General features: G+C 67.6%; 19 protein-coding genes. 7 read left to right on the top strand and 12 right to left on the bottom strand.

The window, feature by feature from the left end; translation table 11 throughout:
- Genes DTQ71_RS22585 through DTQ71_RS22565 form a run of 5 tightly spaced genes read left to right on the top strand, consistent with a single transcriptional unit; the run spans position 1 to position 3088 of the window.
- On the top strand, positions 1-360 hold the full coding sequence (locus tag DTQ71_RS22585) for a Na+/H+ antiporter subunit C (protein ID WP_109566544.1): 360 nt from the start codon (positions 1-3) through the stop codon (positions 358-360).
- Entirely contained in the window at positions 360-1931 is a 1572-nt protein-coding gene (locus DTQ71_RS22580) for a monovalent cation/H+ antiporter subunit D (RefSeq protein ID WP_109566543.1), read from the top strand. The genes DTQ71_RS22585 and DTQ71_RS22580 overlap by 1 nt, the downstream gene beginning before the upstream one ends.
- Positions 1932-1936: 5 nt before the next feature.
- Positions 1937-2428: a Na+/H+ antiporter subunit E gene (locus DTQ71_RS22575; RefSeq protein ID WP_109566542.1), complete on the top strand. Its 492-nt coding sequence runs from the start codon at positions 1937-1939 to the stop codon at positions 2426-2428.
- Entirely contained in the window at positions 2425-2694 is a 270-nt protein-coding gene (locus DTQ71_RS22570; RefSeq protein WP_109566541.1) for a K+/H+ antiporter subunit F, read from the top strand. Before DTQ71_RS22575 ends, DTQ71_RS22570 begins: the two co-directional genes overlap by 4 nt.
- A 10-nt stretch (positions 2695-2704) precedes the next feature.
- Positions 2705-3088 (top strand): Na+/H+ antiporter subunit G, encoded by a 384-nt coding sequence (locus tag DTQ71_RS22565; protein WP_109566540.1) that lies wholly within the window; start codon positions 2705-2707, stop codon positions 3086-3088.
- A gap of 70 nt (positions 3089-3158) precedes the next feature.
- Here DTQ71_RS22565 and DTQ71_RS22560 read toward each other — a convergent pair whose 3' ends face one another.
- From DTQ71_RS22560 to DTQ71_RS22535, 6 genes are all read right to left on the bottom strand, one after another.
- Positions 3159-4034, bottom strand: coding sequence for a nitrilase-related carbon-nitrogen hydrolase (locus tag DTQ71_RS22560; RefSeq protein ID WP_109566539.1), 876 nt, complete (start codon positions 4032-4034; stop codon positions 3159-3161).
- Positions 4035-4068: 34 nt separating this feature from the next.
- The gene (asnB, locus tag DTQ71_RS22555) at positions 4069-5613 is read right to left on the bottom strand and encodes an asparagine synthase (glutamine-hydrolyzing) (protein WP_109566538.1); all 1545 of its coding nucleotides are present in this window, start codon (positions 5611-5613) and stop codon (positions 4069-4071) included.
- Positions 5614-5761: 148 nt separating this feature from the next.
- The gene (locus tag DTQ71_RS22550; protein ID WP_170125555.1) at positions 5762-6337 is read right to left on the bottom strand and encodes a YqgE/AlgH family protein; all 576 of its coding nucleotides are present in this window, start codon (positions 6335-6337) and stop codon (positions 5762-5764) included.
- Positions 6338-6790: 453 nt separating this feature from the next.
- Positions 6791-7090 carry a response regulator gene (locus DTQ71_RS22545; protein WP_245947711.1) on the bottom strand — a complete coding sequence of 100 codons (300 nt, stop codon included), beginning with the start codon at positions 7088-7090 and terminating at the stop codon, positions 6791-6793.
- Between the two features lie 41 nt (positions 7091-7131).
- The gene (locus tag DTQ71_RS22540; RefSeq protein ID WP_109566535.1) at positions 7132-8655 is read right to left on the bottom strand and encodes a sensor histidine kinase; all 1524 of its coding nucleotides are present in this window, start codon (positions 8653-8655) and stop codon (positions 7132-7134) included.
- Between the two features lie 114 nt (positions 8656-8769).
- Entirely contained in the window at positions 8770-10113 is a 1344-nt protein-coding gene (locus tag DTQ71_RS22535) for a CAP domain-containing protein (protein WP_146204923.1), read from the bottom strand.
- Between the two features lie 247 nt (positions 10114-10360).
- Here DTQ71_RS22535 and DTQ71_RS22530 point away from each other — a divergent pair, with 247 nt between their 5' ends.
- Both DTQ71_RS22530 and DTQ71_RS22525 read left to right on the top strand, forming a co-directional pair.
- Positions 10361-18490: an Ig-like domain-containing protein gene (locus DTQ71_RS22530; protein ID WP_109566533.1), complete on the top strand. Its 8130-nt coding sequence runs from the start codon at positions 10361-10363 to the stop codon at positions 18488-18490.
- Between the two features lie 36 nt (positions 18491-18526).
- Positions 18527-20281, top strand: a complete 1755-nt coding sequence (locus DTQ71_RS22525) for a hypothetical protein (RefSeq protein ID WP_109566532.1) — start codon at positions 18527-18529, stop codon at positions 20279-20281.
- On the opposite strand, the gene DTQ71_RS22520 is transcribed toward DTQ71_RS22525, so the two are convergent.
- The 6 genes from DTQ71_RS22520 to DTQ71_RS22495 form a co-directional block, all read right to left on the bottom strand.
- Positions 20278-20967 (bottom strand): D-lyxose/D-mannose family sugar isomerase, encoded by a 690-nt coding sequence (locus DTQ71_RS22520; protein ID WP_109566531.1) that lies wholly within the window; start codon positions 20965-20967, stop codon positions 20278-20280. The two genes, DTQ71_RS22525 and DTQ71_RS22520, sit on opposite strands and share 4 nt — an antisense overlap.
- A 92-nt stretch (positions 20968-21059) precedes the next feature.
- A complete protein-coding gene (locus DTQ71_RS22515) occupies positions 21060-22124 on the bottom strand; it encodes a protein-glutamate methylesterase/protein-glutamine glutaminase (RefSeq protein WP_109566530.1) in 1065 nt (354 codons plus the stop codon).
- A 3-nt stretch (positions 22125-22127) separates the two neighbouring features.
- A complete protein-coding gene (locus tag DTQ71_RS22510) occupies positions 22128-22895 on the bottom strand; it encodes a CheR family methyltransferase (protein ID WP_170125554.1) in 768 nt (255 codons plus the stop codon).
- A gap of 110 nt (positions 22896-23005) precedes the next feature.
- Positions 23006-23572 carry a chemotaxis protein CheW gene (locus DTQ71_RS22505; RefSeq protein ID WP_109566528.1) on the bottom strand — a complete coding sequence of 189 codons (567 nt, stop codon included), beginning with the start codon at positions 23570-23572 and terminating at the stop codon, positions 23006-23008.
- Positions 23573-23680: 108 nt separating this feature from the next.
- Positions 23681-25861 carry a HAMP domain-containing methyl-accepting chemotaxis protein gene (locus tag DTQ71_RS22500; protein WP_170125553.1) on the bottom strand — a complete coding sequence of 727 codons (2181 nt, stop codon included), beginning with the start codon at positions 25859-25861 and terminating at the stop codon, positions 23681-23683.
- Positions 25862-25880: 19 nt separating this feature from the next.
- Positions 25881-26327 carry a chemotaxis protein CheW gene (locus DTQ71_RS22495; protein WP_170125552.1) on the bottom strand — a complete coding sequence of 149 codons (447 nt, stop codon included), beginning with the start codon at positions 26325-26327 and terminating at the stop codon, positions 25881-25883.
- Positions 26328-26410: the final 83 nt, after the last annotated feature.

The following is a 26410-nucleotide window of genomic DNA, read 5'->3' as shown; positions in this document are numbered from 1 at the left end:
ATGGAACTGATTGTCGCAAGCACCGTCGGCGTGCTGACGGCGGGGGGCGTCTACCTGATGCTTCGGCTGCGGACATTCGCGGTGATCCTCGGCCTGGCGCTCCTGTCCTATGCCGTGAACGTCTTTCTCTTCGCAAGCGGTCGGCTTGCGATCGACCAGTCCCCGATCCTGTCGAAATACGGGGACGCCACGTATACCGATCCGCTGCCCCAGGCGCTGGTCCTCACGGCGATCGTGATTTCCTTCGGAATGACGGCGGTTCTGGTGATGATCGGGCTTGGGGCCTATCTCGAAGCGGGAAGTGACCGCATCGATATCGACGCCGCATCCGAAGATGCCGCCGCTGAGGACGCGCGCTGATGCTGCACTGGATCATTCTGCCCGTCGTCCTTCCCGCGCTGCTCGCCCCGCTGATCGGCTTCGTGATGCGCCATGACATGGTGCTCGCGCGGGTCGCTTCCGTCGCGGGCGCGGTTCTGCTGCTCGGGGTCGCCATCGGTCTCGCCGTCTTCGCGGCCGACGGCACCACCTATGTCTACCGGCTCGGCAACTGGCCCGCGCCGTTCGGCATCGTCCTGGTTCTCGACCGGCTTTCGGCGCTGATGGTGCTTCTGACCGCGGTGCTCGCGCTGATCGTGCTGATCCACGCCATCGCCACGGGCTGGGATGCGCGGGGGCGGCATTTCCACACGCTCTATCAGTTCCAGCTCATGGGCATCTGCGGAGCGTTCCTGACCGGCGACATCTTCAACCTCTTCGTGTTCTTCGAGGTGCTTCTGATCGCGTCCTACGGCCTGATGATCCATGCAGGCGGCAAGGAGCGGATCCGCGCGGGCCTGCAATATGTGGTGATGAACCTCGCCGGCTCGACGCTGTTCCTTTTCGCGCTCGGCACGCTCTATGCCTCGGTCGGCACGCTCAATATCGCCGACATGGCGGCCAAGATCCCCGAGATCGCGGCCGAAGATGCGGCGCTGGTCCGGGTCGCGGCTATCCTCTTGATGATCGTTTTCGCCGTGAAAGCCGCGCTTTTCCCGGTGCAGTTCTGGTTGCCCGCGACCTATGCCAACGCGCCCGCGCCGGTCGCCGCGCTCTTTGCGATCATGACCAAAGTCGGCGCCTACGCCATCATCCGGGTGCACACCCTGGCTTTCGGCCCCGGCGTGCCGGGTACGGAGAATCTTGCCGGCACTTGGCTGTTCCCGGCCGCCATCGTCACCATCGCGGTGGGCGCGATCGGCGTGCTCGGTGCGCGCCGCTTGATGCCACTCATCGGCTTCTCTGTGCTGGGGTCGATGGGCACGCTTCTGGTCGCCGTGTCGGCCTTCTCTGCGGAGGCGATCTCGGCCGCGCTCTACTACCTGGTCCATTCGACCTTCGCCGCCGCCTGTCTTTTCCTGGTGGCGGATCTCGTCGTCACGCGGCGAACCGCTGACAGTCTCGAGCCCGCTCCCGCGACCGGCCAGAACGGGCTTTTTGCAGCGCTCTTCTTCGCGGGGGCCATCGCCATGGCGGGCATGCCGCCGCTGAGCGGGTTTCTCGGCAAGCTCCTGGTGCTGGACGCGATGCGCGCGCCCGGCGTCATCGGCTGGACCTGGACGGCGATCCTCGCCGGCTCGCTCGTGACGATCCTGGGCTTCGCCCGCGCCGGGAGCGCGCTGTTCTGGAAATCCACGGCGATCCCGGCGCCCGAAGCCGCGCCGCCCGCGCCGAGACCGGCGAGCGCCGCGGAACTGGCTCCTGCCATGACCGGCCTCGCCCTGCTCGCCCTGCTCGCGGCCTTCGCCGGTCCGGTGTCTCGCTACATGCAGGGCACCACCGACCAGCTTTTCGCACGCGAGAGCTACATCGCCGCCGTGGTTGGCTTGGAGGAGCGGGTCGGAGAGGCGGATCAAGACGCCGACGCGGCCGTCCAAGAGGAAGAGGGCTGAGAGCCATGCTCAATCGTCTGATCCCGCACCCGCTGCTCAGCCTGACGCTGCTCCTCGTCTGGATCGGGCTGGTGAACAAGTTCACGCTCGGCAACCTGATCCTCGGGGCCGCGTTCGGGCTCGTCATCCCGATGCTTACCGCGCCTTACTGGCCCAACCGTCCGAGACTCGCGCGGCCGTTCAAGATCGCGGAATACATCGCGATCGTGCTCTGGGATATCGTCGTCGCGAACGTCCAGGTCGCCATGATCATCCTTTTCCGCAAGGAGCCCGAGATCCGGTCCCACTGGATCAAGGTGCCGCTCAAGCTGACCTCGGCCGAGGCGATCACGGTGCTGGCGGGCACCATCACCATGACGCCCGGCACCGTGTCCGCGACACTCGCGGCCGATGCCAGTGCGATCCTCGTGCATTGCCTGCACACCGACGACCCCGACGCCGTCCGTGACGAGATCAAGTCCCGTTACGAGAGCCGCCTGCTGGAGATATTCCCATGATCGAAATCGCTCTTTTGTTCGCGGCTGGCTGCTACGGGGTCGCGCTTTTGCTGGATCTGTGGCGGATTGCTGTCGGCCCGGATGCGGCGGACCGGATCCTCGCCCTCGACACGATGGTGATCAACATGATCGCGCTGCTCGTGCTTTATGGGATCTGGCGCGGCACCGCGATCTATTTCGAGGCGGCGATGCTGATCGCGATGGTGGGGTTCGTCTCCACGGTCGCCTATTGCCGCTTCGTCCTGCGCGGCGACATCATCGAATAAGGAGGGCGCAATGAGTTTCCTCGCAGAGCTTCTGATCGCGCTTGCCCTGGTCGTCAGCGGCATCTTCGGCTTCGTCGGCTCCTATGGTCTGATCAAGCTGAAAGGATCGCTCCAACGCCTGCATGCGCCGACCAAGGCCACCACACTCGGAGTCGGCGGCGTGCTGATCGCGTCGATGATCTTTTTCGCGGCCAAGACCGGAACGCTGTCGGTGCATGAATTGCTGATCACGCTGTTCCTGTTCCTGACCGCGCCGATCACCGCCAATTTCATCGCCAAGACCTACATGGCGCGCAACATGCGCCGGAGCGAACTGCCCGAGAACGAGGCCGGCTCCGGCTGGTCGGTCTATGACGATCCTCCCGGACGGGGCGACGAGACCGGCGTGCGCTAAAGCCGGGGCAGAGCGCCGGGCGTCGTCCCGAGACGGACTTGGCCCTCGCCTCCATTCACCGCGCCCGTCGTTACTCGTCCCGCACCACGTCCGGGACGCCGAGGCGTTCGATGAGGCGGTTCGTCTCGCGTTGGACCAGCGCGAGGTTGCTGTCACGGACCGTGGGCAGCATGGCGCGCGCGCGGCGCGTATCGGCATAGTCGAGCTGGGCGGTGATCAGCTCCTCGCTCGCGCCGCCCTGTGCCAGCACCCGGCCATGCGCGTCCAGAATGCGCGAGCCGCCCCAGAAGCTCAGGTCGCCCTCGGTCCCGACGCGGTTCACCATCACCAGCGGGGCACCATACATCATCGCGTAGAACTGGATCGTCGTCGCCCAGGACCAGGGGTTGTCGAACTCGTCGCCCACCGCCTCGCGCCCGCTGGAGATCGGCGCGGCGAGAAAGGTCGCGCCATGGAGAAAGGCCAGGTGGACGAGCGCGGGGTTGTAGAGGTCCGCGCAGATCAGCAGACCCATGACCCAGTCCTCGTCCATGGCATGCGTGTCGACGAAGCGCCCATGCGCGTAATACTTCGTCTCGATCAGCCGCCCGTAGGAGGGCAGGTTGATCTTACGGTGGATGTAGAGCAGCCGGCCGTTTTGGAGCACCGCGGCGGCGTTGTAGAACTGCGCGCCAGCGGATTCCTCGACGAAGCCGACCACGATCCGCATGTCGCCCGCCGCCCGGCTCAACTCCAGCAGACGGGGATCGCTGCGGCTCATCGCGACGTCCAACAGAGCTTCCGCGCCGTAATGGCCGACCAGCGATAGCTCCGGGAAGACCAGCACGTCCACCCCCACCGCGGCCGCCTGCGCGATGAAGTCGCGATGCACTGCGAGATTGGCCGCGATGTCGCCGGTCGCCGAGGCCATCTGTGCGGCGCCGACCGTTCGGAAGCGGGTGGCCATCGGCGCCCTCCCTCGTTCGTCAGGTTATGTCGCGTCAGCCGGTCGCGACCCTGTCCGCCGTCCAGGCGCCGGCATTGGCGAGGATGCGGTCGGGGGTCTCGAAGGCTGAGCGCAGCTGTGCCTCGTAATAGGCCCTTTCGGTCGCGCGCGTCACGGGGGTCTCTGCCCCCGCCAGCCGCAGCGCGTCCTGAAGCGCGTCGACCATGCCGGAGCCTTCGTCGAACTGCGCCTTTTTGCGCCAGACCAGGTCGTGCGGCAACAGGTCGGCGCAGGCCTTCCGCAGGATCCACTTCTCGGTGGTGGCGCCGGTGCTCTCCGCCGCGTCCGGGTCCGTCCGCCGCAGCTTCAGCGCGGCGGGGATCGACTGGGCGAAGTCGATCAGGTCGCGGTCGAGGAAGGGCGTCCGGGCCTCCAGGCTCTCGGCCATGGTGACGCGGTCGACGCGCTGGAGGTTGATGTTGTGCATCGTTCCCAGCGAGCGCGTCAGCTCGTCGGCCAGCCCGCGCGGATCGTCCACATAATCGTGGTGATAAGTGTAGCCCGCGAACAGCTCGTCGGCCCCTTCGCCGGTCAGCACCGCCTTGACCTGGGCGCGGGCGAGCCGGGCCGCGAAATGGGTGGGCACCGCAGAGCGGACGAGATCCACATCCGCCGATTCCAGGTGATAGATCACATGGGGCAGGGCGGCGGCGATGTCCTCGGGCGTGAAGACATGCTCATGGTGATCGGAGCCGATATGCGCGGCGACCTTGCGCGCGGCGGCCAGATCGGGCGAACCTTCGGTGCCGACCGCGAAGGTCTTGAGCGGCGGCAACCCGCGCCGCGCGCGCACCTTCGCCGCTAGCGCCGCGATGATCGAGCTGTCCAGCCCGCCAGAGAGGAACGACCCGACCTCCACATCGGCCACCATCCACTTGGCCACCGCCTCCTCCAAGACGAGGCGCAGCTCGGACCAGATCGCGCGTTCGCTCAGCCCCGGCTCCAGCTCGGCGGTGCCGGCGGGCGTCCGATACCAGGGTCGCACCCCGTCGACGCTGTCGAAGAGAGCGCCGGGCGCGATGGCCTCGACTTCCACCTCCGACAGGCCCACCCCGTCGAACGCCTTTAGCTCCGAGGCAAAGGCCACCCCCTCCGAGCCGTCCGCCCGACGGATCCGCGCCATATAGAGCGGCTTGATCCCCAGCGGATCGCGGGCGGCGATGATCCGGTCCTTGGTCGCCAGCACGAAGGCGAACATCCCGTCCAGCCGGGACACCCAGCGCGCGCGACCCTCGCGGTAGAGATGCAGCACGGTCTCGCTATCGGACGCGGTCTCGAAGGCGCTCTCACCCAGGATCGCGCGCAGATCGGCATGGTTGTAGATCTCGCCATTCACCACCAGCGTGTCGCCGCCGTCATAGATCGGCTGGGCACCGTCCTCGGGGCCGATGATCGACAGGCGGCAATGCGCCATGACGATCGGCGCGCCACCGGGGTGCAGAACCTGCGTCGCATCCGGTCCCCGATGGGCGATCTTCTCGATCATGCGCGATGCCAGCGTCTCGTCGCCCACGCGCCACAGAACCACAAAGCCGCACATATGGTCTCTCCTTCCGTCGGCGGACCGTGGTCCGCCCGGTAAACGGGCGCCCACCTGCGCCCTGACAGGCCGGTTTGCAACCGCCGGGAGGGGAGATGCCCCGATAAATTCGGCAGACCGGACGGGCGGGTCAGAGGCCGCCCCGGGCTCAGGCGTGACCGGCGACCGGGGAGAACCGCTCGGGCGGGACGCGCATGAACCGCATCGCCGCCTCCCACCGCTCTTCGATGGGCGCGTTGAACATGATCTCCGGCCGGGCCGGCGCGAGGAGCCACGTGCCGTCCGCCAATTCCCGCTCGATGCCGCCGGCGCTCCATGCGCAATGGCCGAGCGTGACGGCGTAGCTGCCGGTCGGGTGGCCGCAGGCCAGATCGCCGACCATGTCCAAGGTCGGCGTGATCTCGATCTGATCGGTGATCGGGATCGTCGCGTCGTTGTCCGCCTCGACCGGCTTGTGCATGACGATGACGTTGTCGATATCCGCCGGCCCGCCAGCGAAGATCGGGACGCCGAGCGGCACGGTCGGCGCCGCCACGCCCTTCTCCTTGAACAGGCGGCGGAGCGTCATGTTCGGGGCGGGACGGTTCACCATGAGGCCCAAAGCCCCGCTGGACGAATGGGCGCAGACGAGGACAACGGCTCTTCGAAAGGCCTTGTCCTGGACGGAGGGCGTTGCGACCAGCATCCAGCCGGCGAGGCTTGAGCGTGGTTTCTTTAGTGTCATGGATCGGTGGCTCCGGTTTGAAGACGAGCCCTGCATCGTGCATTCGGTGAGTGGACCGGAGGCGTCCCCCGATGACGAAACGCGCGAGGAAGATCCCGGTGGCGCGAATGGGGGCAGCCGAAACCTGGCCGCCTCCGGTCTCTAAGGCGGGTGCATGCGCCTTGCTTTGGTCTCAGCTAGTCTCGGAGGCCCGACCCAGCAGGAAGGTCGGACGGTCCCGGCGTTCGTGGCCCTGACTCGGCGCGACCCGCAGAACGCGCGCGCCAAGGTCTGACGCCTCGGGCGTAAATCAGAATGGACAACGCTCAGCAACCCAAGCCGCTCGGATCGAATTTGCGGAAATGGCGGAGCGCGGGCCGGCTTCCCAGTTGGATCGACCGCCCCTTCCAGCCCACCAGGATGTCCCGCCATAAGGCGCGGACGACCTCCGGACGGGTGCCCAGCGCGGCGCGGTCAGGCCAATTCGTGGATCGCTCCGATCAGCTGATCGGGACCGTAGGGCTTGCCCAACATCCCGGCGGGGGAGAGGGCGGCAAGGCGCTCCCGCATGACCGGGGTCAGATTTCCAGAGGCGAAGATGATCGACACATCGACCTCGCCGGCCAGCCGCTCGGCCACGCGGCGGCCACAGCCGCCCTTGGCGAGCCGCAGATCGAGCAGAATGACGTCCGGCCGATGGATGAGCGCCATCCGGACCGCCTCGTCCTCTTCGGCGGCGATGCCGACGACGTGCTGCCCCGCATCGAGGAGCATCAGTTCCGCGTCCATCGCGATAAGCGCGTCATCTTCGACGATCAGGACGCGGAGGGCCCGGCCTCCGCCTCCAGATCCTCGAAACTGATCCGTGTCGTCCATCCGTCGTCCCGTCCTTGCTCGATCGTCCCGCCGATCTGCCGCACGAGCGCGTCGATCAACTTGCTACCCAATCCCCCGGCCGTCCCATCCTGCGGGTCCGCGCTGGCGTCAGAGACAGACGCTTGAGGCGGCCGGTCGGTTCCCGAAGAGGTGCCGGAATCTGACACCGTGAGCACCCAGCCGCCCTGCGCGCCGGGCGACAGGCGGACAGCGACCACGGGGGCGCGTGCCTCGGGCTCAAAGGCAGCATGTTTGAACGCATTGGTGACCAACTCGTTTACGATCAAGGACAGAGGGATTGCCTTGCTGGCCGAGAGCTGCGCCGGCGCGGCCTCCACCACCAGCGAGATCCCTCGATCGGCCGCGCCCAGGCTCGCGGCAAGCCGCTGGCAGAATGTCTCCAGATGGGCCGCGATCTCGATCCGGCCGACGGTCTGGCCCTGGTAGAGCGAGGCGTGGACGGCGGCGACCGACTGGACCCGGCCCGCCGCCGAGCGCAGGCGCGCGGCCTCCGATGGCGCCGCATGCCGCGCCTCCATCGACAGGATGGCACTGACCAGTTGGAGCGAGTTCTTGACCCGATGGTTCACCTCGCCCAGCAAGGCTTCCTTCTCTTCGAGCAGGGTTGCGAGCCGCGCTTCCTTCGCGACCAGATCGGTAATGTCGAGCGTGATGCCCGTCAGCACGAGGCGGCCGCCCCTTGCGCGGACGGTCTCGCCGCGCAGAAGCGCATGTCGGATGGCGCCGTCGGACCGAATGACGCGGTATTCCAACTGCCGCACCGCGCCAGGTCCTTCCGCCAGCAGCGCGGCGATGGCGGTTTCGATAATCTCGCGATCTTCGGTGTGGATGCGCTCCGCATAGGTCGAGAAGGGGCGGGTCGCATCGGAGCCTTCCGCGGGCGCAAACCCGAACAGGAGATCGAACTCGGGCGAATGCAGGATCCGGTCGGCAGCCGGGTCGAGTTCCCAGAAGGCGATGCCGGCCAGCGTCCCCGCGACGCGCTGCAAGGTCTGCTGACGCTCGGCGTCCAGGATGGCGGCCGTCACGTCCCAGCTATCCTGTCGGATCGCCGCGACCTGGCCATCCGCGATCACCGGCGTATGGATGATCCGCCAATAGCGCGGCTCGAAACTTCCGTCCGCGCGGGGCAGGTCGTGCTTCTGGATGGGCGGCTCGTCGGGCGCGGAGGTCTCGATCGCGCGGCGCACCGAGGCGCGGATCGTCTCTTCGGTGTCGGGACCTTCGGCGTCCGGATTCTTCGGAAAGACGTCGAACATGGCGCGACCGCGGAGCGCGTCGCACGAAACGCCCGAGGCACGCGAATGCGCCGCGTTGCAATGCAGCAGCACGAGATCGGGCGTGAAGATCAGCGATGCGATTGGTGAGGCGTCGAGCAGCGCCCGCCAGTCCGGCAGGTGGGGCGCCCCGGTGGCGGGCGCCGCATCGGATGCTCTGTTCATGGAGACCCTCCCTCGGTCGGTCTTCCGGGCTGGATCATGCCGGGGCGTCGCGCAGGTTGCGCGCCGCCGGAAGTGTTTCACAGAGGGCAGGCCGGGGATAGGGGGAGCGGGGACTCATATCAGCAGGACATCGCTCGAATGCGGCGCGTCCCCGCCGTCGAAGGTGACGAGCAACTGCGCCTCCGCCCCGCCCGCGCCATCCGCGTCGATCCGCACCTCGCCCGTCTCGCGATCATAGAGCAGGCGCGTGTCCGCCTTCCGCGCGACCGTACCGAGCTCCGTGTACGACAGGCGCAGCCGCCCCCCGTCGACGCCCAGGAGGTCGGCCGAAAGCCAGATGCTGTCCTGGCGGCTTTCGAAATCCGTGATCCGGTCGCCATCGGGGGTGCCGTTCGAGTCGACGAAGACGAAGACGTCTGCGCCATCCCCGCCGGTAAGGACATCGTCACCGTCGCCGCCCGCAAGCGTGTCATTGCCCGCGCCGCCCTCCAGCGTGTCGTTGCCCCGGCCGCCGCCAAGCAGATCCGCGCCGGTGCCGCCTTCCAGCCTGTCGTGACCTCGGCTGCCCGAAAGGCGGTCGTTTCCGTCACCGCCTCGCAGCAGATCCGCGCCCCAGCCGCCATCGAGCGTGTCCGCGCCCGCACGCCCGTCCAGAGTGTCGGCCCCGCCGCGGCCCAGAAGCCGGTCGTCCCCCTCGTCCCCTTCGACGCTGTCGTCGCCGCCGAGGGCGTCGATGGTGTCGGCCTCCGCCGTGCCGTGCAGCAGGTCGTCGCCTTCCGTCGGGCCGGTCGCGGGCGTCTCGTCCTCGGGCGGGTCGGAGGCGGGATCGTTTGTGGGGGCTTTGGGCGCGGGATCTTGCATCGGGGTCTCCGCGACCGGATCGTCCGACGGCGCTTCGGTTTCTGTGTCTTGCGTCGGGCTGCCGGGCGCGGGATCGGCGGGCGGCGTCTCCTCGGCTGGCTGGCTCGGCGACGCATCGGGTCCCGGGTCCGGATCCACCGTTCCACCTGTATAGGCGAATTTCTGCGTCACCACGACCGAGGTGAAGGTCCAGCCGCCCGTATAGGTAAAGTCGGCGGTATCGATTCCGATCCCGATCCAGTCGTAGGACGGGTTGAGGATGTTGGCCCGGTGCCCCGGCGAGTTCATGAGCGACGTATGGAGGTTCGCCACATCGTCCACGAGCCCGGGCGCGCCCCGAACCGATTGAATCGCGATGTTTTCGGCGGTGCCCCAGCGGCCGCTGAGGTCGAAGCCCGCCTCCGCGATCCGCTCGCTCGGACTGCTGCCGCCCGCGCCGGTATGGCTGAAGTCGTTCTCCGCCAGCATCCAGGCACTGTGGTCGTCGGCGGCGGCATTCAGGTTCAACTCCAGAGCCAGCGCGCCCAGCCCTTCGGCGGCGCGCGCGGCATTGACGAGGTCGAGCATCCTGCGCTCGAGATCGGTGGCGATGGTCATGGCGGCCTCTTTGTCGGTCGCGGTCAGTTTCACCTTTCAGATACGCGGGATCGGGGCCGAACCGTGGCACAACTAGGCCGCTTCCGACCAATGCGCGGAAGGTTGCGCACCTCCGGACCCAGAGCGCCGCGGCCGGAAACATTTGCTTGGCAGGCCGTGTCGCGCGTAGCGTTCAGGGATTGACGTAGGGTCAGGGTGGTGATGGGACCGGCCCGCCGGCCCCGCATCGCATTTGAGGGGCGCGACCATGGACGGGATTTCCACGACGATCGGGACGGCAAAGCTGGGAGAGGAGACGAGCGCGACGCTCGGCACATTTTCGGAGCTCTATGACCGCCTCAAACTGGAAGAAGAACGCCCCCTCTGGATCCGCGCGATCAAACCGGTCGTCGACGAGAACGCCGCCGCGACGCCGCTGGGCAAGTCCAAGCTCAAGAAGAAGGTCGACAAGCTCACCGAGAAGCGGGACGGCATCCAGGAGATCCGCGAGCCGCTGAGCGAACTCATCGCCAAGGACGCAGACGCCGAGACGATCCTGAAGACGCTCAAGGCCATCCCGCATCCGACCCTGCGCAAGATCATCAACTCCATCGATCTCAGCAAGGATAGCGCGCTGACCGCCGTCGAGACCATCGAAGAGACGCTAACGACCATCGAGGAGACGCTGAACTCTCAGATCAAGTTCTTCGGGCGGCTCGACAAGGCGCTGAAGCTGGCGGGCTATGTCATCACCATCCGGGGCGAATTGCGCACCGCCTTGGAGGAGGAGATTGAGGTCTGGGGCGCGGTCGAAGCACGGGTCGTGCCCGCGCTGGAGACGCTGACCGCGCCGCCGGGCGAGGGCACGGTGATCGACCTGCGCCCGGGACTCGACGCCTTCGCCGCCCGGGTCGAGGATCGTCGCGCCCTGGCCGAGGATGCCATCGCCTTCCTGGATGCGGTCGAGGACGCCATCGACAGCGCGACCAACGGGGCGGCGGATGCGGCGGGCTTTCTGCTCGACGCCTTCCGGACCGGGCTCGATGCCGTCGATACGGTACTCGACACGCTCACCTCGCTCGACATCCCGGACGTGGGCGCGGTGATGAAGCCGATCAACGGCGCGCTGGGCGTGCTGGACGCGGTGGGCAAGGTAATCCAGCCGGTGATCGACTTCTTCGGGCCGATCACGCGGCTGATCAACGAGGCGTTCGAAAAGGTCGAGAAGGCCTTGGGGCTCGACACGCTGGAGCAGCGGGTGCGCGGCGCCGTCGAGGACGCGATCGACGCCGTGGTCGATCCCATCCTGGACGAGATGAACGAGATCATCGACGATCTCATCGCCGCCCTTCAGGAGCCGTTCGAGCGGCTGGAGCAGACCTATCAGGACTTGGCGCGCGCGCTGACCGATGTGCTGGTGGACCGCCCGGCCTCCGCCGCGGGCGTCGGCGGGGACGCAACCGAAGCGCTGATCGCCGGGGAGGGTGGGGCGCTGGAGTTCTTCGGCATCACCGACAACGCGATCCTTGTGGGCACCGACACCGCCGAGACCATCGCGCTCGTGGCCGACGGCAGCGAGGATGACGGCTGGTCCGGCTTTGCCGCGGCGGGTGGCGGCGGCGACAGCGTCGAAGGGACCGAGGGGCGGGACCTGATCCTGGCGGGCGCGGGCGACGACACCGTGCGCGGGCGCGCGGGCGACGACCAGATCGTCGGCGGCGCGGGCGAAGACCAGCTTTTCGGCGGCGAGGATGACGACGAGATCGACGGCGGCGCCGAGGCCGACCTGCTCTTCGGGGGCGCAGGGGACGACACCCTGGCCGGGGGTGACGGCGCCGACCAGATCCTCGGGGGCGCGGAAGATGACAGCCTGATCGGCGGCGACGGGGCCGACACGCTCCAGGGCGGGATGGGCGACGACACGATGGAGGGGGGCGCGGGGGCCGATACCTTCGTCTCGACCGGCGGCACGAACCTGATCTTCGGCGGGGAGGGGCTCGATACGGTCGTCACGCTCAGCGAGACGGGCGCGCGCCATCGCCTCGTGGACGCCACGGCGGAGTTGCGCGGCGGCGCGGGCATCGACGAAGTGGTGCTGGGTGACGCTTTCGCCCGGGGCACGACCCATGAGGATGGCGTCAGCTTCGATGCGGGCTCCGGGCGGGACGCGGTGGAGGCGAGCGATTTCGACCTCACCGCCTTTGCCGGCCGCTTCTCCCAGTTCGAGACGCTCCGTATCGCGCCGGACGGCGCGGGCGCGGGCGTCCTGCGCACCGATGCGGCCAGCCTCGCGGGCTTCGACGGGCTGGAGATGTCGGGCGCGGGCGCGCTGCGCCTTGAGGTGAGCGGCGCGGCCTTCGATATGAACGCGCTCTATGGCGGGGCGCGGCCTTTCCTGTTCGACGTCTCGCAGGTCGCGCGGCAGCAGAACCCCCATGACGGCGCCAAGGCCGGGCAGAACGGCTTCGCGACTTCCACCGTCTATGACCTGACCCTGGCGCGGGCTGAGGCGGGGATGTTGCAGGCCTTGAGCAACCAGGGCGCCGGCTTCCGCATGGAGGGCAGCGATGGGGCCGATACCCTGATCGGCGGCTCCGGCTCCGACATTCTGCGGGGGGGCTTGGGGGCCGATCTGCTCGATGGCGGCCGCTCCGACGATGGCGACCGTTTCGACCTGGAGGGCGCCTCGGGCGACGTCTATTTCGGCACGCCGGAGGAGTTCGACGGCGACACGATCCGCAACCTGACCAACCGCGTCGACAGCGTCCGCATCGAGATCGACGTGCAGAAAGCCGAGGACTACACCCTCACCAGCACGTCGCGGGACGGCTTCGAAGTGGTCACCTTCACTTCCGGCGACACCACCACGACGTTCCGGCTGGAAGGGTCGTTCCCCAAGCTGACCTCGGCCATCGGGGACTACGTCAACGCGGCGGGCGAGACCGTCCGTTTCGTCGAGATCTTCAACAACAACATCCCGCCCACCGCGCGCGGCGAGAGCGTCGAGACCGCCTGGAGCCAAGACGGCGTGGCCTTCGACCCCTTTCTGAACGATTTCGACGTCGACACCGAGGCCGATCCCGAGAACGGCATCGCCTTCCGCCAGATCGCGCTGCCCGAGAGCATCGCCGACCTGTTTCAGGTGGTCGAGACCGTGACCGAGGACGACAAGCGCGAGGCTTTCGCCAATGGCACCTTGGTCGTCACGCCCGGCGACGAACTGGTCACGGATCAGGGCAACCTGATCCGCGTGGCGGCCTTCGAGAAAGACCCGGAGACGGGGGCGGTCGATTATGAACTCGTCTATATCGCCCGCGAGCAGACCTTGCCCCTGCGCCGGTTCGAATATGAGCCGCCCCAGGGCGGGGAGGAACTGGGCACCGGGGACGCGCTGCCGGTGAACCGCGACCGCGATGTCGGCGGGCTGTTCGATCCGACCGAGGATCTGCCTTTCTTCGGGCGCGACCGGCTCAGCTATCAGGTGTTCGACCTGGAGGGGGAACTCTCGCGCGAGGTCTCGCTCAACTTTCTGATCCGCCCCGATCTGGTGGATGCCGAGGGCACCGTCATCGGCACCCCGACCGTCACCGTGCAGGAGATCGCGGAGGGCGCATTGGTGGACAGGCTGGAGGTGTCGCTGTCGCCGGTCACGGAAAGCGACACGGGCACGCGCCGGACCCCGTATGAGGAATGGTTCACCTCGCGGACCGGGCCGGTGATGACCGTCGCCCAGGCCAATGTCGAGCTGGCGACGGCGACGGGCGGCAACGACCTGTTCCGCATCGCGGAGCTGGAACCGGACTCGCTCATCACCACCACCGAAGGGATCCCGATCGGTCCCACCTATCGGGGCTTCGAGGGCAACGATGTCCTGGATGGGCGGGGCTCGATCTTCGACCTGCGGCTATTCGGCGGCGACGGCGCCGACTGGCTGGAGGGCGGGGACGGCGACGATTCGCTCTTCGCGGGCGGGCTCGACGACGAAATCATCGCGCCCTCCCTGCGCGTGGCGCGCGTCGATGACGATGGCGACCCGCTGCCCTTCACCGCCCGGCCAGACGAGGCGGCGGCCTTCGACGTGCTGTTGGGAGGGGCGGGCGAAAACCTCTATACGAGCAACGCCATCGGCGCCGCGTCCGAATTGCCCGAGGCCTATCTGCGCGCACGCGACGTTCTGCACGTGCTCGACCCGAACGGCATCGACATGATCACCGGCCCGATGGGCGTCTCCAACAGCACCCTTGGCATCGGCATGGAGCCCTCGCCCGCCATCGGCCCGGCGGCCTCGACCGCGACGGCGCTGCAAGACGACACCATCGTGGGCTTCGGCAATGACGACACGGTCTTCGTGCCGCTCAACCTGCAAGGTCTGAGAACGTCGTTTTTCGAGACCGACAGGATCGTCCCCTCCAGCGGCCTGCCCGGAGAATATGTCTACGACATTACCACGCAGTTCGATCTGGCCTTCGTCGACATGACGCAGTTCGAGGGGCGGGATGCCATTGGCGTGTTCGGCGATCTGGGCCTGGACAAGGCGAGCGGGACCAAGTTCCTGTCCCCGACGCCCTCCATCGTGATCGGCGGATTCCCCGGCACGGCCGCGCTCCGAGCCAGCCACGCCCTGACTTTCGATCTCTCGGCCAGCGGCAACGACTTCGGCACGGACGCCTCGACCACGACCGTGACGGCGACCATCGGGCTGTTCGAGGCGGACTATATCGGCGACAGCCTGTCCGACCCGTCCGGCGATGCCGGGCGGACGGTGCCCGCCACGGCCGATATCGGCTTTCGCACCAAGGACGAGATCCTCGACCCGCTGGACCGGACCAGTCCGCCGGGGCAGGGGCTCCAGTTCAGCTTCGAGATGATGGGCCGCTACGACGCCTCCAAGTTCGAGCTGCGCCTCGTCGATCTGCCTGACCTGGGCGATCCGCAAAGCACGGGCGATGTCGGCGCCCTCGTCGAGACCGAGGCCGGCAGCTATCGCGCCATTAATGCGAACCATTGGTCCGGGCCCGGCGACTATCTCGGCCTGGAAATCACCTATGCCGCCACCGAGCCGGAGGCGGTCGACGACGAAATCTTCGTCATCCGTGACCGGCCCGCGACTATAGACGTGCTGGCGAACGACATCGACGAGGACGGCGACAGGCTCAAGGTCTGGGAGGTGCGCTTCGACAGCGCCGAGGACGCAGCGCGCCTGCAAGATGGCGACCTCGCCAATGGCGAGATCATCCAGGAGACGGACCCGAACGATGGGCTCGGCACCGGCACCTTCACCGTCGTCGCGCCCGAGGGCAAGAAGGACGAGATCGTCCGCTTCGGCTATGTCGCCACCGACGGCATCACCCTGACCGATACGGCGTGGGTCGAAGTGACCGAGGTCACGCCGCCGCCGCTTGTGTCCGACGACGCCATCGTCCTGCCCGCGGCAGAGGTGTTCGAAGGTATCCGCATCCCGCTGACGCGCCTCTTTGCCAATGACGTCGCGCCGGAGGGGGGCTCGCTGGACCCGGCCACCTTCGAGATGGTGGTCGATCTCTCGGATGGGACCGACGGCTCGGGGCCGGGCATCTTCGTCGATGGCGCGGACCTGGTGCTGACGGCGGGCAAGGTCGAGGAACTGGCGGTCAACCCTGTGGGTCGGGACGGCCGCGGCGGGCAGGAGGTGCGGCTCGACTATACGCTGGCGGGCAGCATTCCGGGCCTGCGCTCGGACCCGGCGCGCGCGGTGATCACCATGGCGCAAGACCTGGCGATCGGGCTGGGCGAGCCCGTCACCGTCGACGAGGATGGCAGCGTTGCGGTCGACCTGAGCGCCACGCGGACGGGCGGCTTCGGTGAGCTGAGCTTCTCCATCGGCGAGATCCTCGGCCCGGACGGGATCGACCCGGAGGCAGGGAGAGCGGTGGCAACGGAGACGGGCTTCGTCTTCGCGCCGGCGCCCGACGCCAACGCCACGCCTCTCGGCGTCACCGTCATCGCCACCGACGAGACCGGGCAAAAGGCCCAGGCCACCGTCGCGATCCAGGTCCTGCCGGTCCCCGACGACCCGGAGCTGCGCGCGACCCCGGACGGGCCCGTTCTGACCGCCATCGCGGCGACCGAAGACGAGGGCGGCGACGGCACGCTCTTCGCGGTCGATCCCGACCCGGGCGAGATCGCCAGCCTTCTCGCCCTGGACCCGATCGAGACGGAGGAGGGCGGGTTGCTCACCTTCGCCGCCACCGAGAGACCGGGCGAATACAGGTGGGTTTACATCCCCGAGGCGGATTTTGAGGGCAGCGATGCGGCGCGGGTGACGCTCTCGTCGGCGGGAACCGCCGTCCAGGTCTCGCTTGATATCGAGGTGGCGGGCGTCAACGACGCGCCGCGACTGCCGGGCGATGCGGAGATCGGTGTCGATGTGGAGGGCGAGGCGCGCATCCTGCTCCTGGAGGGCGCGGTGGATGTCGATGGCGAGATCGACGCGGAGAGCCTGGATGTCCAGGAGATCGGCGACGCCTCTGCCATCTCCTGGTCGGTCGTGGAGGGCGCGGAGGGTCCTGTCCTGGTCGTCACCGGCGCGGCGCCCGGCGCCGCGCGTCTGTCCTATAGCCTCGCCGATGACGACGGTTCGGTGGGCACGCCACGGGTTCTGGACTTCGCCGTCAACGCCCCGCCCGAGACGGTGGAGGACACCTTCACCGCCACCAGCCGCGCGCCGATCCTGATCGACGCCATCGCCAATGACAGCGACCTGGAAGGCCCGATCGATTATGTCCGCGAAAACGGCGTGCCCATCGTCATCGACCCGGCGGACAGCTTCGGCTTCACCCTTGACGAGGACGGCAACCCCGTGCGCCTCTCGGACGCGCCCGGCCTGCAAGGCTCTGTCGCCTGGGACGCGGAGTTGGAGGTCTTCGTCTACACCCCGCCGCGCGCCGTCGATTTCCGCGGGACGGACGTGTTCTTCTACGAAGTCGTCGACGAAGCGGGCGCGGTCACGCGCCAGTCGGTGCTGATCGACCTGTTGCGCCCCGGCGAGGCGGTGCTGCGTATGACCGACACGTCGGACATCGTGGTGACGGAGGCACCCGAGACCCTCGTCGCCGCCGAGGCGGGCGCCCGGTTGGAAGGCACGCTGGCGCAGTTCGACGGGGACGAGATCCTGGCTTTCCGCGACGGCTCGGAGCTTTTGCTGACCGATGTGCCGCGTGGCTCGCAAAGCTTCGACATCGCACGGCGCTTCGATACCGAGGGGCTGGCGCCGCTCGATGTGGCCGGGTTGGGCGCGGCGCCGTCCCTGGGTGGGCTCTTCGGCGATGCGCCGCTCGACGCGCTGACGGCGGCCTTCGTGGGCCAGACTGTCGTGGACATCACCGGGCCGTCCGGTACGTCCACGCTTACCTTTTTCGGCGCCGTGGTCGGCGGCGTGCAGGTGCTGGCCGAGGGCGACGGCACGCTGATCCGCTACCGCGACAGCAACGCGCCCAGCCCGCGTGGCGACGATCTGCGCGGCGGCCCGGAGGCCGACGAGATCGACGGCGGCGGCGGCAACGACCTGATCGACGGGGCGGGCGGGCCCGATACCTTGTCCGGTGGGGCGGGCCGCGACGTGCTGGTCGGCGGGCCGGGCGCCAACGTGTTGACCGGAGGCGCGGGCGCCGACCTCTTCCTGCTGACCGGAGGCGGGACCGCCACGATCACCGATTACGATCCCGCGCAGGGTGACCGGCTGGCCATCACCGATGGCCGCTATCTGACCGGAGATCTGCGCGTCGATCCTGCCCTGGTCGCGCTGGTCGGCGAGGACGATGGCTGGCGCCTGGAGGGCACGTTGGAGGGCGCGCCGACCGAGATCCTCGCCCACTTCGACATTCCTGACCGGGCGATCCGCGGCGATGGCGCGGTCGCAGGAACCCAAGGCGCGGATGTGATCGCCACCGGCGACGGGCGCGATCAGGTGCGCGCGCTGAGCGGCGACGATCTGGTAACGACGCATGCGGGCGATGACCGGTTGGAGGGCGGCCCCGGCGATGACAGCCTGAACGGCGGCCCCGGCGCCGATACGCTGGTGGCCGATGGCGGCGACGACGTGCTGACGGGAGGGGAGGGGCCGGATGTCTTCGCCTTCCTCCGCGCGGGGACGGCGCGGGTCGTGGTCAGGGATTACGGCGACGGCGACAAGCTGGCGCTGGACGACCGCTTCTTCGGTCTGGGCGATGCCGACTTCGATCCGCGCCCCGTGACCGGGGGCCAGGTCGAGGCCGCGCTCCGGTCAGGTCTCGCGATCTTCGACTCGGCGACCGGGCGTCTGCAACTCGACCCCGATGGCCGGGGCGGGGCGGCGCCGCTCCTGACGATAGAACTCGGCGCGGGGCAGCGGCTGGACCCCGGAGACATCCTGCTATTCTGACGCCCACAGCCGCCTGCGCCTGAAGGATCCCTGTTCATGACCGCGACGCTCCGAGACGATATCGTGTCCCTCGCCATCGCCGCCGAGATCGCGGCGCTGGTCTACGGCCCCCAGGGCAACGGACCGGCGCAGGATTTCGGCTGGTCGGCGGACTATGCCGCCGCGCTGCCCGAGGGGGTCGAGATCCTGCCCCGGCTTTGGGCCGACGGCACGGAAGAGGGCGGCGACGGGATCGCGCAGGGGGATTTGCGCGCGGGCGGGCTGCTCGTCTCCGTGGGGGAGGGGGCGGCCGGGTCGGCTGAGGCGCTGATCCTGCGCGGCATGTTGGCGGGCAAGGCGACCCTGATCTACGCCGCCCGTGGCACGGACCCCTATGACCAGCAGAGCGCCGCGGCCCTTGGCCAGGCCTGGACCGCCGCCGGTCAGGCCGCCCATTACGAGCTTCACCGACCCTGGATCGACGACGCAATCGCCTTTGCCAACGCTCCGGACTCCGGCATTGAGCGCGTCCTCTTCGTCGGCCACTCCCTCGGCGGAAGCGTCGCCGACATCTTCGCCGCCTATGACGCGCAGCGGGTCGAGCCGGAGGTCACGGTCCTCTCGCTGGGCTCCGCGGGCCTGCATTTCGGTCTGCTGACCGGCTTGGATCCCTATCGCACCGACGAGATCGATCCGGCCTTTGTCGACCTGTCCGGCGGTGCGGCTACCCTGCGGCCTGCATCCTTCTATCGCGGCATCGTCCAGTCCGAGGACCCGGTCTATTTCGAGGATCAGCAGCCCCTGGGCCTCCCGCCGCTTCCGGGCATTCCGGTTGAGCTTTGGGGTCATTTCACCAATGTGCTGGTCGACAATCTCCACCCCGAGGCGGCGACCCTGGTTTTCGACCGCCGCGATATCGACGTCCCCGACCGGCTCGCCTTCGACGAGTCCGGCGCAGAACACAGCGCGGCGTCCTACGTCGCTGCGTTGACGGCCATCGCAGCGGACCCCGCGCGGGCGTTCCTGACCGGGGCGCAGTCCGCGCCCATCCTCGATCTCAGCGAGACGGGTGACCGGACGGTGCTGACGAACCGCTCCGAATACATGCTCGCAGGGCCGGGGGCCGACACGGTTCTCGGCGCTGGGGGCGACGATGTGCTGTCGGGCGGGGCCGGGCGTGACAGGCTTGTGGGCGGCGCGGGCGACGACGCTCTGGTCGGCGGATCCGGGGCGGACATACTGCAAGGGGATGCAGGCAACGACACTTATCTGATCGAGGATCGCGGCGACCGGGTGCGCGACACGGAGGGGGTCGACCGCGCCATCCTCGCCGTGGAAGCCCGCTTCCAGGTCGCCGGGACCGGGGTGGAGCGTGTCGAGATGCGCGCGGAGGCCGGCGCGGCCTGGATCCTGGGCGATGCGGGCGCGACCGAGATGGTGGGCAACGGCGCGGAAAATGTCCTGGTCTCGGGCGGCGGGGCGGATGCGATGAGCGGCGGCGGCGGGGCCGATTTCTTCGCCTTTGAGCGGACCTCCGAAGCGCCCGCCGTGACGATCCTCGATTTCGATGCCACCGACCGGCTGCTGCTCGACGACCGCTTCTTCGGCTTGGGCGACGGAGGGATCGACCTGCGCGCGCTGGATGCGTCGGAGGTGCGCGCGCTGCTGCGCACGGGCCTCGCCGATTACGATGGAGCGACGCGCAGCGTGTCGGTCGATTTCGACGGGCCGGACGGTCCCGGCGGCCTGGCCGTTATTGCCCGGTTCGAGGGCCGGCCCGCGCTCGATATCGGCGACGTGATGCTGTTCTAGCGGGCCAGCTTCTCTGCGTAGTCGCTGACCAGCAGATGGGTCGGCGCGACGTCTTCCTCGATGGTCGAGAAGCGGCCGATGGGCTCGCGGAAGATATTGTCGGTCTCGTCATCGTTGACTGTCGAGACCTCGCCGATCAGCACTTCGCCGCCCTCGCCCCAAAAAGCGTGCCAATCGCCGGGACGCAGCGTCACGCTCTCGCCCGGCTTCAGGCGCAGCTTTTCGCCGGGGCCATAGTCATGGGCGATCCCGTCCAGCCAGACCCGGCCGCCGCGATCCTCGGCAAAGCCGCCCGCGTCGTCCGAGCCATAGAGTTCGATCACCAGCGTCGCGCCGCCGCGATTGATGATGTCCTCGGCCTTGAGCGCATGGGTGTGCATCGGGCTCAGCTGATCCTGACGCGAAATCAATAGCTTTTCCGCATAGCACATGCCCCGGCCCGCCGTCAGATCCGACAGCAGCCCGTTGCGCAGCGTGAACAGGAACAGGCCCATCTCGTCCCAGTTCCCGGCCCCGTAATCTGTCACGTCCCACCCGCAGCGCGCGTCGATCACATGCGCCGCCTGGGTCGCCCTGGCCTGGAACTCCTCCGGAGTCCACCACGCGAACGGGGGCAGGGAAAAGCCGTGGCGGGCAATGGTCTCGGCCCCCTCGGCCATGATCTGGTTGATGCGCGAGCGTTTCATGGGCGCCTTCTCCTCCGGGGCAGTCGCCCGAATGACGGGCGGCGCCTGTCTGACCCGCCCCGTGGCCGACGGTCAAGCCCGGCGGCGACGGCCTAGCCATCGGCCGCCGTCATCAGCGCCGCGGGGATCTTGTCCAATGGCAACTGCCGGGCGACGGCGCCCCGCTCGAAGGCCATCTTGGGCATGCCGTAGACGACCGAGGTCGCTTCGTCCTGGCCGATCGTGTGCGCCCCCGCCGCGCGCATCTCGCCCAGGCCGATGGAGCCGTCATCGCCCATCCCCGTCAGGATGACGCCGACCGCGTTCGACCCCGCCGCCCGCGCTACGGATCGGAACAGCACGTCCACGGAGGGTCGGTGCCGCGACACAAGCGGCCCGTCCCGCACCTCGACGCAGTATTGAGCCCCCTGCCGCTGGACCAGGGTGTGCCGTCCCCCGGGTGCGATCAACGCCTGGCCGCGCAGCAATCGCGCCCCGGAAGTGGCCTCCGCCACGGTGACGGCGCAGATCTCGTCCAGCCGATCCGCAAAGGCGCGGGTGAACCGCTCGGGCATGTGCTGCACGATAACGATGGGCGGACAATCTGGCGGCAGGGCCTGGAGCAGCTGGCGCAGCGCCTCGGTCCCGCCGGTCGAGGCCCCGATGGCGACCACGCGGTCGGTGGTCTTGGCCATCGGCCGGCCCGAGGGTGGGGCCAGCATCTCATCGGGCGATTTCTTCCGCTCTGGCACCAGGGGCTTTGGCGCGCGGCGGACGCGCGCCTGGGCAGCGCCTCGGATCGCGTCGCAGATCTGGATCCGGCTCTCCTCCATGAAGCCTTTCACGTCCAGGCGCGGTTTGCAGACGGCGGCGACCGCCCCCGCCTCCATCGCTTCCATCAATGTCCGCGATCCTGCTTCCATCAGCGACGAGCACATCACTACCGGGATCGGGTGTTGCGCCATCAGGCGGCGCAGAAACGTCACGCCGTCCATCCTCGGCATCTCGACATCGAGCGTGACCACATCCGGCACCTCGTCCCGGATGATCTGCACGGCGCGTACCGGGTCCGCGGCGGCGCCCATCACCTCCATGTCCGGTTCGGAGCCGATCACCGATTTCAGGGCCTCGCGCACGGCAGCACTGTCGTCGACGATGAGAACGCGGATCTTGCCCATCGCTCAACTCTCCTTGCGATAGATCGACGAGGCCACCTGGACCATGCCGGTGGGCAGCTGCGAGACCGTCTCCGTATGGCCGGTCATCAACACGCCATGCGGCCGCAGCCTGGCGCAAAGCGCGGCCACGACCCGCTTTTGGGTCGGCGGATCGAAGTAGATCAGGACATTGCGGAGGAGGATCAGGTCGGCGAGACTGGGCCCGTCATTGCCCATTTCGGTCAGGTTGATCGGGTCGAAGCGGCAGAGGTTTCGAAGCTCGGGCACGATGCGATACCGGTCGGAGCCGTCCTTGGCGCGCAGGACGAACTGTTTGCGCCGCGCCTCGCTGAGCCCCTTGATCTCGTTGGCTGTATAGACCCCTTGGCGGGCCGCGCGCAGGATCGCCTGCGACAGGTCCGTCCCGATCCCCTCCACCCGCAGATGGCGCGTGGCACGGGCGTCGTGCTCCTTTAGGGAAATCAGGGTGGAGTAGAGTTCCGACCCGTTGGAGCAGGCCGCGCTCCAAATCCGCAGGGGCCAGGCAAGGCCCGCGCCTTCTGCGGTCAGCTCGGACCAGCCCGTCGCCTCGAGCCAGTCGAAGTGTTTCTGCTCTCGGAAGAAGGAGGTCGTATGGGTGGTCAACGCCTCGATGAAGATCTTGCGCTCGGCGGTGCCGGCACCGCTCTCCAGCAGGTCGGCATATGCGCGAAAGGACGTCTTTCCGTTTTGTGCCAGCCGCTTGCCCAGCCTTTGGCGGAAGAAATCGAGCTTGCCGGGATCGATATGCAATCCGCCGAGTCTCAGGGCGAGGGCAGCCAGCCTCTGGGTGTCCTGGATCGTTGGATGTGCGGGTCCGGTGCCCAGGGGATGCGGCGGGACGGCCGTCGGATCCAAGCGGCTCATTCGAAATCGAACGCATCGTCGGCCGCGTCGGGGCGGCGAACCAGGGAGGAGGGGTCCACAAGCACCACGATCCGGTCGTCCACGCGGGTCACGCCCTGGATCATGGTCTGGTCCCAGCGTCCCAGAGCTTCAGGCGTCGGCTCGATCTCGGCCTCTCCAATCTGGCGGACGTCGCGCACCGTTTCTGTCCGGACACCGATGGCCAAAGGAGGCCTGTCGCCGCGCTCGAATTCGAACACGACGATGCGCTCGGGCTCGGACCGACCCTGGCTCCGGATGCCGAGATGATGGGCGAGGTCGACGACCGCGACCCCCTTCGAACGGACGTCGATCATGCCTTCGACGTCATGGGGTGCGTTTGGGAGCGGGGTCAAAGGCTGGTCGTCCAGGATCTCGCGGACCTGTGCAACGCTGGCCGCCAGCCACTGCCCATGCAGTTGAAAGATGAGGTAGGCCTGGGTCGTGTCATCGACACCCTCCTCTGGCGCGTCGAGGTCGGTGTCCAGAATTTCCAGGGGGTTCCAGGCCGGCTCAGCTGCTGTCACTGGGGTGGATGCGGGCATGTCCAATACCTCGGTCGGGCGCGGCTCGGGCCGCGACGGTCTCTTCGGGGGAGGGGCGCCTCCGCCAAATGGCGGAGCGCGCGATTTCGCGAAGCGGTGCGGGGCCGATCAGGCATATTTCTCGAATTCCGCATCGTCGAGTTCTTCGCCCAGGTCGATTTCCACACCGTTGGGCCGATCCGTCGGCGAGACCTTGGGCAAGGGCGCGACAACCGGTTTGGCAGGGGCCGCGACGGGGCGGCCGACACTCGGCATTTGCCGGGCCACTGGCTTTGCGCCGTGATCCCCCAGGTCGAAGAAGCTGATCACGCCGCGCAACTGATCCGATTGCGTCGCGAGGCGCTGAGATGTGGCTGCGCTTTCGTCCGATGCGGTGGCGTTTTGCTGAATGACCTGGTCGAGTTCTCGGATGGCCTGATTGATCTGATCGGCACCGGTGTTCTGCTCGCGGGTCGCGGCCGAGATTTCCTGTACCAAATCGGCCGTGCCCTGGATCTCGGGCACCAGCTTGGCAAGCATCTCGCCGGCCTTTTGCGACACATCCACGGTCTTGGCGGACAATTCGCTTATCTCGGCGGCGGCATGCTGGCTGCGTTCCGCAAGTTTGCGGACCTCCGACGCGACAACGGCAAAGCCCTTGCCATGCTGCCCGGCCCGGGCGGCCTCCACCGCGGCGTTGAGGGCCAGCAGGTCTGTCTGGCGGGCGATCTCCTGGATGATGTTGATCTTGTCGGCGATGGTCTTCATCGCCTGAACCGCGTGATCGACAGCCTCGCCGCTTTCCTTTGCCCGAGTGGCCGATTGCGTCGCGATCTTTTCGGTTTGGGCGGCATTGTCCGCGCTTTGACGGATGTTTGCCGCCATTTCCTCTACGGCGGACGAGGCTTCCTGTGCGGCCGAGGCCTGCTCGGTGGCGCCCTGGCTTAGCTGCTCGGCCGTCGCCGACATATTCTGCGCTCCCTCGGCGACACCGTCAGAGCTTGCCATCGCGTTCGAGACCACCTCTCGCAGCTTGCGGATCATCGTCTGAAGGGCCGCGCCAAGGGTGTCCTTGTCAGAGCGCGGCGTCACCTCGACCGTCAGGTCGCCCTTTGCGATGCGTTCGGCGCTTTCGGCGGTATCCGCGAGGGTCGCGCTCATGTCGTCGAGTGCGCGCAAGACGTCGCCAACCTCGTCTGCACTGCGGCGCGTGACCGACTTGCTGACGGTCAGATCGCCGATCGCCACGCCTTTGGCCACATTTACCGCATCCCGCAGGCCACGGCTGATCCCAAGCGAAATCCATGTCGCCGAGCCGATGCCGAGCGCGATCGCAAGCACGGCTAAGGTGGTCAGCGTCGTCGCGGCGGCCCTGTAGTCAGCGTTCGCCGCGAGTGTGTCGGCCTCCATCGACTGGATGTTGTAGGACACCATCCGTTCCAGTTCGGTGAGAGCGTCGTCCAACGCCCGGCCCGCCGCATCTGCCGATAGCTCAAAGGCGCGAACATTACCGTTCTCCAAGCTGATCTCCTGGATTTCCAGGCTGATGGCAATGAACGTCTCGCTTGCCTCCGTGAGCATTTGGGCCTGTCGATCCAGTCCGAGGAAGGGCACAGAGGCAATGAGCGAGCGGAGCTCTTCGAGGTCAGAGCGGATGTTCGTGATAAATCCCTCAAGTTGTTCGCGATAGCCGCGCATCTCCTCCACACTGGTCGTCAGGATGGTGTCCTTCTCCAGTCGGACGGCCAACAGAAGATCGCGCTCCAACTTGGTGGCGACAGCGACGATTTTCCCCATCTGATCGCCGGTTCCCCGTTCGGCCGCCGCCGAAATCTGCCGAAGTCCGGCCAACGCAAGATCGACCGCCGCCCGCGACTCCGTCTCCGAAAGCGTCTGTGCGCGAACGTTCGAGTTGAGTTGCGCGAGTTCTCTGATCTCATAATTGAGATCGAGATACACGTTGAGCGCGGCGGAGAAGTCGTCCAGGATCTGGCGCCCTTCGGCCGTAGAAAGATCGCGCAGCGCGGCACTGTCGGCTTCCAACGTCTCTAGCGTTTCGGAAATGCGGTCTGAGAAGGCGGCCATCTCGTCCTGAGACCGTGCGAGAATGATATTTTTCTCGTTGCGCGAAATTTCGAGCACTTCGGCCTTGATCGCCTCCGCAAGTTGCACGCGCAGGGCCGAGACGCTCGCCAAGCGTTCCAGCGTGTCTTGGTTGCTGCGCAGGGTGTCCAAGGCGAGCCATGCCGTCGCCGCGAACAGGCCGAGCACCAGTGTGAATGCCGCTGCCAGCTTCAACTTAATCGTCATTCTCATCTTGGATTCCTCGTTAAGCGGCTGTGCTGCGGTTGATCTCGACATGGAACAGCGTGTCGGAATTCAGCAGGACGACCAGGTCCGACCCATGATGCGCGACACCCTGGATAAAGCGTTCGGGCCAGCGCGCGCCGAGATCGGGAATCGTCTCAAAGCTCGCAAGTTCTGCTTCGATCACGTCTTCCACCGCTTCGACCAGAACTGCGAGCCGGGTCGGCTCGCCCTGGATCTCGACGTCCAGCACCACGATGCGCGAGGTCTCCGACGGCTCTGCCCGCCCCAAGCCGAGCCGATGGCGGATATCGAACATCGGAACGACGCTCCCCCTGACATTCACGAGGGAGGGCGCCCAGGCCGAGGCACGCGGCACCGGGGTCTCGGGGATCGGATCGATGATCTCGTTGACGTGCTGGACCGTCAGCGCAAAGCGCTCTCCCCGAATGCGAAACGTGAGGATCATGAGTTGTGATTGTTTGGGTTGTTGTTTCATTTTCGGTTGGTCTCATGCGGCGATGGTGTGTGTGTCTGCGAGGCTGTGCTGGA

The organism is Jannaschia seohaensis (genome assembly GCF_900116765.1).
GTDB lineage: Bacteria > Pseudomonadota > Alphaproteobacteria > Rhodobacterales > Rhodobacteraceae > Jannaschia > Jannaschia seohaensis.
This window is presented reverse-complemented; position numbering and strand designations above follow the sequence as displayed.